This window comes from Streptomyces cyaneofuscatus, assembly GCF_000718135.1.
Taxonomy (GTDB): domain Bacteria; phylum Actinomycetota; class Actinomycetes; order Streptomycetales; family Streptomycetaceae; genus Streptomyces; species Streptomyces cyaneofuscatus.
The window spans coordinates 276,138-292,492 of record NZ_JOEM01000004.1; the positions used below are offsets into that span (position 1 = coordinate 276,138).

Below are 16,355 nucleotides of genomic sequence, written 5' to 3' on the forward strand. Positions count from 1 at the left end.
CCATGACCCAGCTCCTCGACAAGCCCGCCGCCGCCTCTCCGGCGAAGGCCCCGCACACACCCGCCGCGCGCACCGCACGCCGCAAGGCGCTGCTGCACTGGATAGCCGTCCACTCGCTCGGGATCGCCGCCGCGCTCTTCTTCGTGCTGCCGTTCGTCTTCGTGGTGCTCACCTCGCTGATGAACGACCAGCAGGCGCTGACCCGCGACCTCACCCCCAACACCTGGGAGTGGGGCAACTACGAGCGGGTCTTCAACACCCCCGGCTTCCTCACCTGGTGGCGCAACACCCTCTTGTACGCGGGACTCGGCACCGTACTCACCGTCGTGTCGTCGATCCCCGTGGCGTACGCGCTGGCGAAGTTCCGCTTCCGGGGGCGCAAGCTGTCCCTGATGCTCGTCATCTCGATGATGATGCTGCCGCCGCAGGTCGTCATCATCCCCATGTACCTGTTCTGGGCGAAGCAGATGGACCTCTCCGGCACCCTGTGGCCGCTGATCATCCCGATGGCCTTCGGTGACGCGTTCTCCATCTTCCTGCTGCGGCAGTTTCTTCTGACCATCCCGAACGAGTACCTGGATGCCGCCAAGGTGGACGGGTGCGGTGAGTTCCGTACGCTGATGAAGGTCGTCCTGCCGATGGCCAAGCCCGGCATCGCGGCCATCGCGCTCTTCCAGTTCTTCGCCGCCTGGAACGACTACTTCGGACCACAGATCTACGCCTCCGAGAACCCGGCCGCCTGGACGCTCAGTTACGGCCTCGAATCCTTCAAGGGCGCACACCACACCGACTGGAACCTGACCATGGCCGCGACCGTTCTGGTCATGGCCCCCGTGATCGCCGTCTTCTTCTTCGCTCAGAAGGCATTCGTCGAGGGCGTCACACTCACCGGAGTAAAGGGCTGACAATGAAGCTCGCAGTAGTTGGTGGCGGGTCCACCTACACCCCTGAACTGATCGACGGCTTCGCCCGGTTGCGGGACACGCTGCCGGTCGAGGAGCTGGTGCTCGTCGACCCGGCGGCCGACCGGCTGGAGCTGGTCGGCGGCCTGGCGCGGCGGATCTTCGCCAAGCAGGACCACGCCGGGAAGATCACCACGACCACCGACCTGGACGCGGGCGTCGCCGGCGCCGACGCGGTCCTCCTCCAGCTGCGCGTCGGCGGACAGGCCGCGCGCAACCAGGACGAGACCTGGCCGCTGGAGTGCGGCTGCATCGGCCAGGAGACCACCGGCGCCGGCGGCCTCGCCAAGGCGCTGCGGACCGTGCCGGTCGTCCTGGACATCGCCGAGCGGGTGCGCCGCACCAACCCGGACGCCTGGATCATCGACTTCACCAACCCGGTCGGCATCGTCACCCGGGCCCTGCTCCAGGCCGGGCACAAGGCGGTCGGTCTGTGCAACGTGGCGATCGGCTTCCAGCGCAAGTTCGCCCGGCTGCTGGACGTGAACCCCTCCGAGGTCCACCTCGACCACGTGGGGCTCAACCACCTCACCTGGGAGCTGGGCGTGCGCCTGGGCGGCCCGGACGGCGAGAACGTACTGCCGAAGCTGCTGGCCGAGCACGGTGACGCCATCGCCGACGACCTCCACATGCCGCGTCAGATCGTGGACCGGCTCGGCGTCGTCCCCTCGTACTACCTGCGCTACTTCTACGCCCACGACGAGGTCGTACGGGAGCTGGGGACCAAGCCGTCCCGCGCTGCCGAGGTCGCGGCGATGGAGAAGGAGCTGCTGGCGATGTACGGCGACCCGACGCTGGACGAGAAGCCCGAGCTGCTCGCCAAGCGCGGCGGTGCGTTCTACTCGGAGGCGGCCGTGGACCTCGCGGCCTCCCTGCTGGGCGGCGGCGGTTCGCCGGTCCAGGTGGTGAACACGTACAACACCGGGACGCTGCCGTTCCTCCCGGACGACGCGGTCATCGAGGTGCAGGCCCGGGTCGGCCACGACGGGGCGACCCCGCTGGCCGTCCCGGCGCTGGACCCGCTGTACGCCGGTCTGATCGCCAACGTGACGGCGTATGAGGACCTCGCCCTGGAAGCCGCGTTGCGCGGGGGCCGGGACCGGGTCTTCAAGGCGCTGCTCGCCCATCCGCTGATCGGCCAGTACGAGTACGCCGAGCAGCTCACCGACCGGCTGATCGCGCACAATCGGGAGCACCTCGCGTGGGCGTGAACGTCTCGGTCGTCGCCGTCGACGCGGGCAACAGCAAGACCGATGTGGCGTTGATCGGTGCGGACGGAACGGTTCTCTCGACGGCCCGGGGTGGGGGGTTCCAGCCGCCCTACGTGGGGGTGGAGGCGGCGCTCGACGTGCTGGCCGGGGCACTGGACGAGGCCTTCGCGGCGCTGCCCGGGCCCGTCGGCTCCGTCGGCCATGTCTCGGCGTGCCTGGCCAACGCCGACCTGCCGGTCGAGGAGGCGGAGCTGGCCGAGGCGCTGGAAGCCCGTGGCTGGGGGACGTCGGTGCAGGTGCGCAACGACACCTTCGCGATCCTGCGCGCGGGGGTGGACGAGCCCCGGGGCGTCGCGGTGGTCTGCGGGGCCGGGATCAACTGCGTGGGCATGGTGCCCGACGGGCGGACGGCCCGCTTCCCCGCGATCGGCCGGATATCCGGTGACTGGGGCGGCGGTGCGGGGCTCGCGGAGGAGGCGTTGTGGTTCGCCGCGCGGGCCGAGGACGGGCGGGGTGAGCCGACCGAGCTGGCCCGGGTGCTGCCGGGGCACTTCGGGCTCGACTCGATGTACGCCCTGATCGAGGCGCTGCACCGGGGCACGATTGCGCTGACTCGGCGTCATGAGCTGACGCCGGTGCTGTTCGCCACCGCCGACGCCGGGGACCCGGTGGCGGCCGCGCTGGTGGAGCGGCTGGCACAGGAGGTGGTGGCGATGGCGTCGGTGGCGCTGACCCGGCTCGGGCTGTTGGAGGAGGAGGCTCCGGTGCTGCTGGGCGGCAGCGTGCTGGCCGCGCGCCATCCGCAGCTGAACGACCGGATCGCCGAACTGCTTTCGGCCCGCGCCCCGAAGGCTGAGGTGCGGGTGGTGTCCGAGCCGCCGGTGCTGGGGGCCGCGCTGCTGGGGCTGGACGTCACGGGGGCGGCGCCGGAGGTCCACCGGCGGCTGCGGGAGCAGTACGCCTGATCTCCCAGAAATGATCTCCCGGGAACACCGGGACCAGGGGCGTCCTGTCGCGTTCGGCGCGGTGGGGCGCCCCTCCCTCGTTCGGGGGAACGCGGGAGGGCCGGGGAACCGATCGGGCGCCCCACTCGTGTACCTGATGGGGAGTCCGCGACGCACGGGGATGGCTGGGCGGTCGGGGAGGCTCGGGGCGGATCCGGAGCGGTGCGAAGAGGCCGACGAGGCTGCCGGTTCGCTTATGGGGATGTTTCGGGGCACGTTGCGCCGATCGCCTTGATCGGCCGCGTCCGCCCTGATCGAATGCGTTGTCCGGTGCGGGATCCAGGCGTTCACGATGTGCGGGTCCGTCCCCGCGGCCATACTTCTGGCCGGGCGCCGGCCCCGATCTGCCGGGGTCCGGGGGACTGTCGGTGACCGAGGGGGAGGTCGAGTGACACAGCTGCCGCAGGGCGGCCCGCAGACGCAGCGCGCGCCGGAGCAGGCGCCCGCGCCCACCGGCCTGCCCGCTCAACGACCGGGCTCCTGGGCCGTGCAGAGCCGTCGGCTGCGCGCCGTGGCGACGACCGAGCCCGGCCGCCTCCAGATCATCGGGGCCGTGCTGGCGCTGCTGGTCGTGGCGTTCGGGGCGGTGACCGCGCTGGAGATCTCGCACCGGGCCTCCGCCGCCGACGACGTGGTGGGGCGCAGCCAGCCGCTCAGCGCGGACTCGGCGAGCATCTACCGCTCGCTCGCCGACGCGGACACGATGGCGGCCGGCGGCTTCCTCGCGGGGGCACAGGAGCCCAAGGCCGTACAGGAGCAGTATCGGAAGGACATCGAGGAGGCGGCCCGGCTGCTGGTGAAGGCGTCGGCGAACACCGACTCCTCGACAAGCTCCTGGCGGGAGATCACCACGCTCAACGAGGTGCTGCCCGTCTACACCGGTCTGATCGAGCGGGCCCGCGCCAACAACCGGCAGGGGCTGCCGCTGGGCGGCGCCTATCTCCGGTACGCCAACCAGAAGATGACCAACGAGCTGCTGCCGGCGGCCGAGCGGCTGTACGCGGCGGAGACGGGCCGGCTCGACCGGGACGCCGCCGACGCCCGCCGGTGGCCCTTCCTCTCGCTCGCCGCCGGACTGGTCGTGCTGGGCGCCCTGGTGTGGATGCAGCGCCGCAACTACCGCCGCACCAACCGGGTGTTCAACCACGGACTGCTGGTGGCCACGGCCGCCGCCTCGGTGGTGCTGCTCTGGCTGGCGGTCGGGCACACGGTGGCCCGCACCGAGCTGCGGTCCGCGATGACGCAGGGCCAGGAGTCGCTCGATGTGCTCAACAACGCGCGGATCAACTCCCTGAAGGCGCGCGCCAACGAGAACCTCACGCTGGTGGCGCGCGGCGCCGTGCTGACCGCCGACGGCTCGGCCGACCAGTACGAGACGGACTACACCACGGGCATGAAGGCCCTCCGGGCGCAGCTCAAGGAGGCCGAGCGGCTCGCGGACGACGAGAGCGGCAGCGCCCCGGTGGCCAAGGCCGCCAAGAGCGTCACCGAGTGGCAGGAGCGCCACCGCAAGGCGCGTGCCACGGACGACCAGGGCGACTACGAGGGCGCTCTGCAGCAGATCATCGGGGCTGAGGACTCCACGGGGCAGTCCTTCCAGCAGGTCGACAGCGCGCTGCGGACGGCGCTCGCCCATGAGCAGGGCGAGTTCACCGCGGCCGCCGAGGACGGGCGCGGGGCCCTGCGCGGCCTGCCGACCGGAGCCGCCGCGCTGGCGGTGCTGGGGGCGGTCGCCGCGATCCTCGGGATCAACCGCAGGCTCTCGGAGTACCGGTGAGAGGGGCAGCGATGGCCAGGGCGAGGACGTGGGCACGGCGCCGCACACCACGGGGCGGGCTGCGCGGCTGGGGCGGTGTCACGGCGATGGCGGTGGCGTGCGTGATCACCGCCGCGCTCACCCTGCTGCCGCTCTCCCAGCACGGCGGGCGGACCGCCGGGGCGGACCCGGTGGGCAGCGGGACGACGGCGACGGTCCCGGTGCGGGCCGAGGTGTGCACCGATCCCGAGGCGAGCCTGCCGCCCTCGTCGGCGGACGGGCCGGGCATCGCGAAGATCAAGGCGCGCGGCAAGCTGGTCGCGGGCGTCGACCAGAACAGCTACCGCTGGGGCTACCGCAATCCGTACAGCGGCGAGCTCGAAGGGTTCGACATCGACCTCGTGCGGGCGCTGGCCAAGGACATCCTCGGCGACCCCGACGCGGTGATCTTCAGGGCGATCCCCACCAACCAGCGCATCGCCGCCCTGGAGAGGGACCGGGTCGACGTCATCGTGCGGACGATGACCATCAACTGCAAGCGGCTGGAGCAGGTCTCCTTCTCCACCGCCTACTTCCGGACCGGGCAGCAGATCCTGGCCCCCAAGGACTCCCCCATCACGGGGTACGACGATTCGCTGAAGGGCAAGCGGGTCTGCTCCGGCGAGGGCACCACCGCGTTCGAGGCGCTGGAGAAGGAGTCGTACGGGGCGATATTCCGGGACGAGTTCGACGGCACCGAGCGGGACCCGGACCGGCTGACCGTCCCCAACCAGCTGGACTGCCTGGTCCGGCTCCAGCTCGGCGAGGTCGACGCCGTCCTCACGGACAACGCGCTGGGCGCCGGGCAGGCGGCGCAGGACCCGGCGGTGGCCCTCAAGGGCTCGGGGCCGTTCACCACCGAGTTCTACGGCGTGGCGGCGAAGAAGGGTGCCGACGATCTGGTGGCCCGGGTCAACAAGGTCCTGGTGGACTATCGCGCGGGCGGGAAGGACAGCGCCTGGATGGTGTCGTACCGCAAGTGGCTGGCCGCCGGACTGCCCGGCATCACGGCGCCGCCGGCCCCGAAGTACCGGAGCAACTGACCCCGTCCGGGCCCACCGGCCCGGCGGCGAGAGCGGAGAGGTGATCGATGGGCGTCGCGGGATCCTTCCCCAGCTTCGCGGGGAGGCCCCCCGGCCCGGTCATGGACCGGGAAGAGGCGGACCGTGCGCTGGCCCGGGTCGGCGCGGAGCACGAGGCCATCGAGACCTCGCTCCTCGCCCTGCAGGACCATGCGGGCCGCCGCCTCCTGGAGGGCGCCGAGCTGACCGGTCTCACCCGGGAGCGCTGGGCCACGACCGAGCAGTCGATCACGGTGCTGTGGGGGTACTTCGACGCCTACGCGGGCGCGCTGGAGGAGGCCCGGGACATACGGGCGCGCCGCCGCCACCCGAACCGGGAGGATCTGGCCGCCCTGACCGAGCTGCTGCGCGGCGAGGCGGTCACCGTGGCCAACTCCGGTGCGCTGCCGCCCTCCTCGGTGACGGGCCCGGCCCGGCTCTCGGAGCGGTTCTCGCTCCAGGAGCTGGTGGCCCGGATGAACGAGCTGTACGCCAGATCGCTGGACATGGTCGTCGCATCGGACTCCGTCTGGTCGGCGCTGCCCGCCCGGATCGACCTGCTCGCCGCCGAGCTGCACCGCACCCGTTCGCTTGCCCACTCGGTCGGCGTGCGGCCCGGTGAGCATCCGGCCGGGGACGACCTGGAGGAGATCACCGAGGAGCTCACCACGCTGCGCGTGCAGGTGATCTCCGACCCGCTGGCGTTCTGGCTGCCGGGCCCCGGCAGCGCCGCGCCCGGCGGCGGACGCCCGGACACCTCGCGGTACGACCGGGCCGCCCGCGCCCTGGAGGACGTACGGCGGGAGATCGAGGCGGTGCTCGCGGTGCGGCAGGACGCCGAGGCGCGGCTGATGCGGCTGCGGGACGTGCTTTCACGCGCCGACCGCACGCTGACCGAGGCGCGGGCGGCGCGCGGCGAGGTGCTGGCCAAGATCGCCGCGTCCGAGGTGCCCGCCGTCAGCGGACCGGCGACCGCCCTCCAGGAGCGGCTGGACATCGCCGCCGAGTACCGCAGGCGCGCCCAGTGGAGCCGGCTCTCCCCGCTCCTGGAGTCGCTGGAGCAGGAGGCCGAGGAAGAGCTGCTGCGCGCCCGGGAGTCGCTGACCTCGGTGACGGCCCCGCTGGCGGTCCGCGCCGAGCTGCGCGGCCGGCTCGACGCGTACAAGGCGAAGGTGGCCCGGCACGGTCTGGCGGAGGACCCGCTGCTGATCGAGCGGTACGACGCGGCGCGCCGGATGCTGTGGAGCGCCCCGTGCGATCTGCGGGTCGCCGAGCAGAACGTGCTGCGCTACCAGCAGGCGGCGGCCGAGCTGCTGACACCGCGCCCGGCCGACGGACCCGAGGACCGGCGGGGCGATCAGGGGGAGACACGATGAGTACGCAGTGCCAGCGCCCGGCGTGCGAGGGCTCCTACGAGGACATGGGCGGCGGTGAGCTGTACTGCGACACCTGCGGCCTGGCCCCGGTCGTCTCGCCGACGGGCATGGTCTCCTCCCCGCCCACCGGGATCGCGGGCGGGGGCCGGGCGAGTGGCCGGGCGAGCAACCGCAACAGCTCCTCGCAGCGCTCCGGCTCCCGGGCCTCCGCGCGCTCCTCGTCGCGTTCGTCGACCTCGCGGCGCTCGGTGTCGGGGCGACTCTCCCGCTCGCTCTCCGGCTCCTCCGCCTCCCGTTCGGTCTCGGTGCGTTCCTCGGGCTCGTCGGCCGCCTCCTCCACCCGGGGCCGGCTCGGCGCCGGCCTGGTGCAGGTCCCGGACGTGCCCCGGCCCGACCCGCGTACGGCGGTGATGGAGAACCCGGAGGTGCCGGAGCGCAAGCGGTTCTGCTCCCGCTCGGACTGCGGTGCCCCGGTGGGCCGTTCGCGCGGCGAGCGGCCGGGCCGCACCGAGGGGTTCTGCACCAAGTGCGGCCACCCGTACTCCTTCGTGCCGAAGCTGACCGGCGGCGACATCGTGCACGGCCAGTACGAGGTCGTGGGCTGCCTGGCGCACGGCGGGCTCGGCTGGGTCTACCTCGCGGTGGACCGGGCCGTGTCGGACCGCTGGGTGGTCCTCAAGGGCCTGCTGGACACCGGCGACCAGGACGCGATGGCCGCGGCCATCTCCGAGCGCCGCTTCCTGGCCGAGATCGAGCACGCCAACATCGTGCGGATCTACAACTTCGTGGAACACCTGGACCAGCGGACCGGTTCGCTCGACGGGTACATCGTCATGGAGTACGTCGGCGGCAAGGCGCTCAAGGAGATCGCCAACCAGCGCCGCACCCCGTCGGGCAAGCGCGACCCGCTCCCGGTCGAGCAGGCCTGCGCGTACGGGATCGAGGCGCTGGAGGCGCTCGGCCATCTGCACAGCCGGAATCTGCTCTACTGCGACTTCAAGGTCGACAACGCGATCCAGACCGAGGACCAGCTCAAGCTGATCGACATGGGCGCGGTGCGCCGGATGGACGACGACGAGTCCGCCATCTACGGCACCGTCGGCTACCAGGCCCCCGAGGTCGCGGAGGTCGGCCCGTCGGTCGCCTCCGACCTGTACACGGTGGCGCGGACGCTGGCGGTCCTCACCTTCGACTTCCAGGGGTACACGAACGTCTTCGTGGACTCGCTGCCGGACCCGGACAACATCGAGGTCTTCCGCACCTACGAGTCCTTCTACCGGCTGCTGGTCCGGGCGACCGACCCGGACCCGGGGAGGCGGTTCGCCTCCGCCTCCGAGATGGCCGAGCAGCTGACCGGGGTGCTGCGCGAGGTCGTGGCGCTCCAGAGCGGGCGGCCGAGGCCGGCGCTGTCGACGCTGTTCGGTACGGAACTGCGGGTGACGGACACGGAGTTGTTCGCCGAGCAGGTGGACGATGTGTCGCGGCTGGGCGCCCGGGCGACGGCTTCGGGGCGCGGTAGCCGCTTCGGGCGCCGCAAGGGCGGTACGGGTCCGCTGCCGGGCATTCCGGCGCAGGGCGGCGGCGTACCGGGCCGGGGCGGTGCGATGCCGGTGGCTCCTGGGGCCGTGACGTCGGCGGTGGCGGGCGCGCTGCCGGTGGGGGCGCAGCCCGCCGGTCCGGGCGCCGGAGCCGCGTGGCCCGGCGCGGGGGCGGCTCCGCTGACAGCGGCGGCGACCCATGTGCGGGGCGGCCCGCAGGGCGGTGCGGGCTCCGGTTCGTACGCAGGTCCGCAGAGCGGCACGGGAACTGGCTCGTACGCAGGCCCGCAAGGCGGTACGGGCTCCGGCTCGTACGCCGGTCCGCAGGGTGGCGGTCCGGCGGTGTACGCGCCCCCGGCGGCTGCCCCGGCACCCGTCACCGCACCGGCGCACACCCCTGCCTCCGCGCACGCCCCCGTGCCGCCACCCCGGGAGGCCCCGCCCGCCGTCGCACAGCCCGGCCCGACCGGCCCGTACGGCCCCTTCGGGGTGACCGCCGGGGGTGTCCGGCTCGCCCTGTTCGACGCGCGGGCCACCTCCCTGGCCCTGCCGGTCCCCCGGGTCGACGCGAACGACCCGAACGCCGGTTTCCTGGCCGGACTGATGGCCTCCGCCCCCGCCGAGCTGATCGCGGCCCTCCAGGCGGTGCCCGCGGCCTCGCTGGAGACCCGGCTGCGGGAGCTGCGGGCCCAGCTGGAGATGCGCGAGCCGGACGCCGCGGCCGACACGCTGACCGCCCTGGAGGCCCGGCACCCGGACGACTGGCGGGTCGTCTGGTACCGGGGCATCACCTCGCTGGTGACCGGTGACCACGAGGTCGCGGCGCTCTCCTTCGACGCGGTGTACGACGCGTTCCCCGGGGAGCCCGCGCCCAAGCTGGCGCTGGGGATCTGCGCGGAGGTGCTGGGCCAGCTGGACAACGCCGCCGAGTACTACCGCCTGGTGTGGGCGACCGATCCGAGCTTCGTGAGCGCCGCGTTCGGTCTGGCCCGGGTGCAGATCGCCGCCGGGGAGCGGGCGGAGGCGGCGCGCACCCTGGAGTCGGTGCCGGAGGCGTCGATCCACTACACCGCGGCCCGGGTCGCCGCCGTCCGTGCCCGGCTGCGTGAACGGGACCCCGCCGAGCCCCTGCTGACCGACCTGACGGCCGCCGCCGTCCAGGTGGCGGCGCTGACCGGGTTCGGCCTGGACCCGGTGCGGCGCGAGCAGTTGACGACCGAGGTACTGGGCAAGGCGCTGGACTGGGTACTCTCCGGTAGCCCCGGCGCCCCGCCGCCGGGCGGATCGGCAGCCGCCGGAGCTTCGGGCTCCCGGAAGCTGCTCGACGCCGAACTGGACGAGAAGGGGCTGCGGTTGGGCCTGGAACGCTCGTACCGCATGCTCGCCCGGCTCGCACAGCGGGGCGACGAGAGGATCGAACTGGTGGAGCGGGCCAACCGTTTCCGCCCCCGGACGTGGGTGTGAAGATGTCAGAGAGCCACCAGCAGCCCGCCCTGGCCAGGTGCCCCGGCTGCGAGGAACCGCCGGCGTCCGGCGACCTGTACTGCGGTGCGTGCGGCTACGACCTCTCGGCCGTGCCGGCCCGCCCGGACGACCGGCCGACGCTGGCCATCACCGTGCCACCGGCGGTCCCGCCCGCCCCTGCCCCCTCCCCTGCCGCTGCCGTCCCGCCGACGGCCCCGCACGCGCCCGACGCACCCACGCCGCCCGCGCCCGCCGTGCAGTGGCCCGCCGCCTCCGAGACGGACAGCTCCGACGTGCCCGTACCCGTGCACCGGGCGACGGACCTGCCCGGCACGGACTCCGGCGGCAAGCCGCTGCCGGCGACACCCGGGGCACACCACGACGACCCGCCGACGACACCCCCGGTGCGCCACGACGACCGGGCGGTGGTGGCGGAACCGGCCACCGCCGTACCCCCCGACGCCTCCGGCGACTTCGCGCTCGCCGCACCCGATCCCCGTACGGCGGAGCCCACCCCGACGCCCGCCGCCGGGACGAAGGTCTGCGTGGCCTGCCGGTCCGGCCGGGTCGACCCCGACGGGTACTGCGAGAACTGCGGGCACGCCCAGCCCCGCGAGCGCGACCACATGGAGCAGGAGCTCGGCTCGGTGGCCGCCGTCAGCGACCGGGGCCTGCGCCACCACCGTAACGAGGACTCCTTCGCGGTCTCCTCGACCGCGCTGCCGGACGGTTCGCCCGCCGTGGTCGCGATCGTCTGCGACGGTGTCTCCTCGGCGAGCCGGCCCGACGAGGCGTCGGCCGCCGCCGCGAGCGCCGCCAACGAGGCGCTCCTGGAGTCCCTGCCGCGCGGCACCCACCCGCAACAGGCGATGCACGAGGCGATCGTCGCGGCGTCCGAGGCGGTCAACGCGCTGGCCCAGGACCCGCCCGGGTCGGCCGAGCACGAGGCCCACCGCCATCAGAACGCCCCGGCCTGCACCCTGGTCGGCGCGATCATGGCGGGCGGCCTGCTGGTCGTCGGCTGGGTCGGCGACAGCCGGGTCTACTGGGTGCCGGACGACCGCACGGGCCCGCCCGCCCGGCTCACCGAGGACGACTCCTGGGCCGCGCAGATGGTGGCGGCGGGCCTGATGAACGAGGCCGAGGCGTACGCGGACGAGCGCGCCCACGCCATCACCGGCTGGCTCGGCGCCGACTCCTACGAACTGGAGCCGCACACCGCCTCGTTCAAGCCGGACCGCCCCGGCCTCGTCGTGGTCTGCACGGACGGCCTGTGGAACTACGCGGAATCCGCCGAGGAGATGGCCGCGGCCGTGCCTCCGGAGGCCCACCGGCGCCCGCTGCACGGCGCCCAGGTGCTCGTGGGGCACGCGCTCGACGGCGGGGGCCACGACAACGTAACAGTGGCTCTGCTGCCGTTCGCCGTGGAGCCGCAAGGGGCAGGATCGGCCTGCACCACCGTTTGAGTCTCAGGGAGCAGACCGGATGGCCAACTTCTCGAAGTCGAACGTGCCGCAGTTCTCCGTCGAGGTGTACCAGAACGCGTTCCTGCCCGAGGGCGGCCGCGAGGTCAACGCGATCGTCACCGTCACCTCCACCGGCGGCGGCACGACCGGCGGTATCCCGCTGCCGCGCGCGGCGGCCTCCCCCGGACAGGTACCGGGATACGGGCCCGGACCCGGGCCGGGGCAGGGGCCGAGCGCCGCGGTGGTGCTGATGGTCGACTGTTCCGGTTCGATGGACTACCCGCCCACGAAGATGCGCAACGCGCGCGACGCGACGGCGGCGGCCATCGACACCCTGCGCGAGGGCACGCGGTTCGCGGTGGTCGCGGGGACGCATGTGGCCAAGGACGTCTACCCCGGCAACGGGCAGCTCGCGGTCGCCGACGCGCGGACGAAGGCCCAGGCCAAGGAGGCGCTGCGGAGGCTGAGCGCGGGCGGCGGGACCGCGATCGGCACCTGGCTGCGGCTGACCGACCGGCTGCTCGGCGCCGCCGACGTCGACATCCGGCACGGCATCCTGCTGACCGACGGCCGCAACGAGCACGAGGCACCCGAGGACCTGCGGGCCGCGCTGGACTCCTGCGCGGGCCGGTTCACCTGTGACGCCCGGGGAGTCGGCACCGACTGGGAGGTGAAGGAGGTCACCTCCATCGCCTCCGCGCTGCTCGGCACCGCCGACATCGTCGCCGACCCCGCCGGTCTCGCCGCCGACTTCACGCAGATGATGGAGAACGCGATGGGCAAGGAGGTCGCGGACGTGGCGCTGCGGCTCTGGACGCCCGTCGGGGTGGAGATCCGGTTCGTGAAGCAGGTGGCGCCGACGGTCGAGGACCTGACCGGCCGGCGCACCGAGGCGGGCCCGCGCGCCGGGGACTACCCGACCGGTTCCTGGGGCGACGAGTCCCGCGACTACCACGTCTGCGTCCTGGTCCCCGAGGCCGGAATCGGCCAGGAGATGCTGGCGGCGCGGGTCTCGCTGATCCTGCCGGACCCCTCGGGCGCTGGAGCCCCGCAGGTCCTCTCGCAGGGGCTCGTACGGGCGGTGTGGACGGACGACATGGTGGCGTCGACCTCGATCAATCCGCAGGTCGCGCACTACACGGGTCAGGCGGAGCTGGCACAGGTCATCCAGCAGGGGCTGGATGCCCGGAAATCGGGCGACTTCGACGGCGCTACGGCGAAACTGGGCCGTGCGGTGCAATTGGCATCGGCGTCCGGGAACCAGGACACTGCGAAACTGCTTTCGAAGGTGGTCGACGTCGTCGATGCGGCGACCGGTACTGTGCGACTGAAAGCGAAGGTCGCGGAAGCGGACGAGATGACCCTCGAAACGCGCTCGACCAAGACTGTTCGCGTCAAGAAGTAGCAGCATCGGTGACCGAACGGTCACGATCGATCGACAGCATGACGGCCCCCTGGGCCGGACGAGGAGAGGGGGAAGCGCCGACATGCCGACCTGCCCGAACGGACACCAGTCGGGTTCCGAGGACTGGTGCGAGGTCTGCGGACACCGCATGACCGGAACGGGCGCCCCCGCCGGCGCCGTACCCCCACCGCCTCCTCCGCCCCCCGCCCCCGGTTACGGCTACCCGCCGCCCGCCTCCCACGACGGCGGTCCGGCGACGATGCAGGCCGAGCTCTGCCCGCAGTGCCGCACGCCCCGCGAGGCGAACGCGCCGTACTGCGAGGAGTGCCGCTGGAACTTCCTCACCAACACGGCGACCTCGTACACGCCTCTGGCCCCGCAGCCCGGCGCACCCAGCGGCCCGCCGCCCGGCCTCAACCTGCCGCCCGGCTTCCTGGCCCAGCAGGGCCCCGGAGGACAGGGCGGCCAGGGTGGACAGAGCGGACAAGGCGGCCCTGCCGGTCCCGGTGGTCCTGGCGGTGCGCCGCGGCCTCAGCAGCATGACCCGTACGAGTTCCAGGCTTCGCGGCCCTCGCAGGTGAACCGTCCCGCCGAGTCGCTCGCTCCGGAGCAGACCGGTCATGGCGGACAGGGTGGTCACGGCGGCCAAGGCGGTCATGGCGGCCAGGACGAGCGCGGTGGCCAGAGCGGTCCCGGTGGCCAGGGCGGCCCTCCGCCGAGCGCGTTCCAGCAGGGCCCGCCGCCTCCGCCGGTCTTCCAGCAGCAGGGCCCGCCGCCCTCGCACCAGCAGCAGTCGGCGCCCTCACCGTTCGAGCCGCAGCAGTCCTCGCCCTTCGCGCCGCCGCAGCAGCACCAGTCGGCGCCGCCCCAGCACCAGTCCCCGCACGGTGGCGGTGGCGACGACTGGGTCCTGCCGCCGCCTTCCCAGGCACAGGCACCGGCGCAGGCGCCGCAGCAGGCGCAGCAGCCGCCTCAGGCGTTCCAGCAGCAGGCGCCCTACCAAAGCCAAGGCCAAGGGCAGGGGCAGGGGCAGGGGCACGGCCAGCCGCAGGGGAATCAGGGCTACGGCCAGGACCAGGGCTACGGCCAGGTCCCCGGCCAGGGGCAGCCGCAGCAGGCCACCACCTGGACCGCCGTCATCGCGCCGGACCGTGAGTACTTCCTGGCGATGATGCAGCGCAGCGGCCCCGAGGCGACCGGGCTGAACCTGCCCGCGTACTCCCCCGAGCAGCGCCTGCCGCTCACCGGGAGCCAGGTCACCATCGGCCGCCGCCGGCACAGCACCGGCGAGTCCCCGGACATCGACCTGTCCGTGCCGCCCGAGGACCCGGGCGTCTCCCATCAGCACGCGGTGCTCGTGCAGCAGCCCGACGGCGGCTGGTCGGTGGTCGACCAGAAGTCGACGAACGGCACCACGCTCAACGGCGCCGACGAGCCGATCCAGCCGTACGTCCCCGTCCCCCTCCAGGACGGCGACCAGGTGCACGTCGGGGCCTGGACGACGATCACGATCCGCCGGGACTAAGAGACACCCAGGGGCCAGGTGTACGGCCCCTCCGGGTCGTCCAGCCAGGCCCACTGCCGGCCGTCCGCCACCGTGACGCCGTACCTCTCCCGCTGCGGGCGCTCCTCGCGCTCCCAGAGGGAGAGGGCGTCGCGCGGGTCGAGGCTGCCCGCCGTCAGGGTCAGCAGGAAGCGGAAGAGCTCGTCCCCTATCGCGCGCCGCGGCACTCCGCCGGGGCGCGCGAGCGGTTCGGACAGCGGTGAGGCCCCGCGCAGGGGCACGAAGTACGCCGGGGTGTGCAGGAAGTGCCCCTCGGCGCGTGGACCGTGCGCCGTCGCGCGTACGTCCAGCGAGACGAGCCCGGTCGCGACGGGTGCCAGGATCCGCGCCCCCGGAGAGCACTGTTCCGGCCAGGCGGACGGTACGGCGGGCAGCGTGCAGGTGGCGATGATCCGGTCGTACGGGGCTCGCTGCGGGCAGCCCCGGGCCCCGTCGCCGGTGATGACCGTGGGGCGGTACCCGGCGGCGGCGAGATGGGCACGGGCCGCGTCCGTGATCTCCGGGTCCAGATCGACGCTGGTCACCGCCGCGTCGCCGAGCCGGTGGGAGACCAGCGCGGCGTTGTAGCCGGGGCCGGTGCCGATCTCCAGGACGGTGTGCCCGTCCCGTACGTCCAGCGCCTCCAGCATCAGGGCCATCAGCGAGGGCTGGCTGGAGGAGGAGATCAGCTCGCCGTCCCGCATCCGGGTGGCCAGCGCCTCGTCCCCGTACACTCCGCGGACCCAGCGCCGACGGCGTACGGGATCGGGGTCCTCGCCCCAGAGCCGCTCGTAGCCCCGGCTGCCGTGCACGTAGTAGTACGGCACGAACAGATGGCGCTCCACCTCCTCGAAGGCGGCACGCCAGGCGGGGTCGGTGAGCCCGCCCTGCGCGACGATGTTCCGTATGAGGGTGTGACGCGCCTCGTCGGCCTTGGGATCGGAGCCGGTCTCGGCGGGAACTTCCCGGTGTGCGCCCATGCCTCCACTGTCCTGCGGCGGAACGGCGGATGCGACTGCTGGCGGCGGTCCCGGCCATTGGTCCTAGGACCCCTGACCCCGGCCGGTGCGTCTGCGACCATGGACGGGTGACAGAGATTCCGCGCGACACGCTTCAGGAGCAGACCTTTTACGAGCAGGTCGGCGGCGAGGAGACCTTCCGGCGCCTGGTCCACCGCTTCTACGAGGGGGTCGCGGGCGACGAGCTGCTGCGGCCGATGTACCCGGAGGAGGACCTGGGCCCGGCCGAGGAGCGCTTCGCCCTGTTCCTGATGCAGTACTGGGGCGGCCCGCGCACCTACAGCGACCACCGCGGCCACCCCAGGCTGCGGATGCGGCATGCCCCGTTCCGGGTGGACCGGGCGGCGCATGATGCCTGGCTGTCCCATATGCGGGTGGCGCTGGACGAGCTGGGGCTCGCGCCGGAGCACGAGAAGCAGCTGTGGGACTACCTGACGTACGCGGCGGCCTCGATGGTCAACACCGCCGACTGACGGTACTGACGGTCCGGGCGGGTGAGCGGTCCGCCCGC

The 16,355-nt window shown here is 73.2% G+C and carries 12 protein-coding genes; 11 read left to right on the forward strand and 1 reads right to left on the reverse strand.

The genetic code is table 11. The features are described 5' to 3' along the window. The first annotated feature begins 2 nt into the window (after window positions 1–2). The 10 genes from IF17_RS0108510 to IF17_RS0108560 all read left to right on the forward strand — a co-directional run bounded on the left by IF17_RS0108510 (window position 3) and on the right by IF17_RS0108560 (window position 14,807). Complete coding sequence (locus tag IF17_RS0108510; RefSeq protein WP_030563774.1) at window positions 3–905, forward strand: carbohydrate ABC transporter permease; 903 nt, start codon at window positions 3–5, stop codon at window positions 903–905. 2 nt (window positions 906–907) lie between these two features. Beyond that, entirely contained in the window at window positions 908–2,173 is a 1,266-nt protein-coding gene (locus IF17_RS0108515) for a 6-phospho-beta-glucosidase (protein ID WP_030563776.1), read from the forward strand. Continuing rightward, a complete protein-coding gene (locus IF17_RS0108520) occupies window positions 2,164–3,138 on the forward strand; it encodes an N-acetylglucosamine kinase (protein ID WP_030563778.1) in 975 nt (324 codons plus the stop codon). The genes IF17_RS0108515 and IF17_RS0108520 overlap by 10 nt, the downstream gene beginning before the upstream one ends. A gap of 427 nt (window positions 3,139–3,565) precedes the next feature. Next, entirely contained in the window at window positions 3,566–4,954 is a 1,389-nt protein-coding gene (locus IF17_RS0108525) for a hypothetical protein (RefSeq protein ID WP_030563780.1), read from the forward strand. 11 nt (window positions 4,955–4,965) lie between these two features. After that, the gene (locus IF17_RS0108530) at window positions 4,966–6,015 is read left to right on the forward strand and encodes a glutamate ABC transporter substrate-binding protein (protein ID WP_030563782.1); all 1,050 of its coding nucleotides are present in this window, start codon (window positions 4,966–4,968) and stop codon (window positions 6,013–6,015) included. Between the two features lie 47 nt (window positions 6,016–6,062). Continuing rightward, the gene (locus IF17_RS0108535; protein WP_030563783.1) at window positions 6,063–7,409 is read left to right on the forward strand and encodes a hypothetical protein; all 1,347 of its coding nucleotides are present in this window, start codon (window positions 6,063–6,065) and stop codon (window positions 7,407–7,409) included. Continuing rightward, window positions 7,406–10,411, forward strand: a complete 3,006-nt coding sequence (locus IF17_RS0108545; RefSeq protein WP_078615831.1) for a serine/threonine-protein kinase — start codon at window positions 7,406–7,408, stop codon at window positions 10,409–10,411. Before IF17_RS0108535 ends, IF17_RS0108545 begins: the two co-directional genes overlap by 4 nt. Window positions 10,412–10,413: 2 nt before the next feature. Further along, the gene (locus IF17_RS0108550; protein ID WP_030563789.1) at window positions 10,414–11,877 is read left to right on the forward strand and encodes a PP2C family protein-serine/threonine phosphatase; all 1,464 of its coding nucleotides are present in this window, start codon (window positions 10,414–10,416) and stop codon (window positions 11,875–11,877) included. Between the two features lie 19 nt (window positions 11,878–11,896). Next, window positions 11,897–13,282: a vWA domain-containing protein gene (locus IF17_RS0108555; RefSeq protein ID WP_030563792.1), complete on the forward strand. Its 1,386-nt coding sequence runs from the start codon at window positions 11,897–11,899 to the stop codon at window positions 13,280–13,282. Window positions 13,283–13,364: 82 nt separating this feature from the next. After that, window positions 13,365–14,807, forward strand: coding sequence for an FHA domain-containing protein (locus IF17_RS0108560; RefSeq protein ID WP_030563794.1), 1,443 nt, complete (start codon window positions 13,365–13,367; stop codon window positions 14,805–14,807). On the opposite strand, the gene IF17_RS0108565 is transcribed toward IF17_RS0108560, so the two are convergent. Beyond that, on the reverse strand, window positions 14,804–15,805 hold the full coding sequence (locus tag IF17_RS0108565) for a methyltransferase domain-containing protein (RefSeq protein ID WP_030563796.1): 1,002 nt from the start codon (window positions 15,803–15,805) through the stop codon (window positions 14,804–14,806). The genes IF17_RS0108560 and IF17_RS0108565 overlap by 4 nt on opposite strands. A gap of 107 nt (window positions 15,806–15,912) precedes the next feature. Here IF17_RS0108565 and IF17_RS0108570 point away from each other — a divergent pair, with 107 nt between their 5' ends. Then, the gene (locus tag IF17_RS0108570) at window positions 15,913–16,317 is read left to right on the forward strand and encodes a globin (RefSeq protein WP_018511419.1); all 405 of its coding nucleotides are present in this window, start codon (window positions 15,913–15,915) and stop codon (window positions 16,315–16,317) included. The last annotated feature ends 38 nt before the right edge of the window (window positions 16,318–16,355 follow it).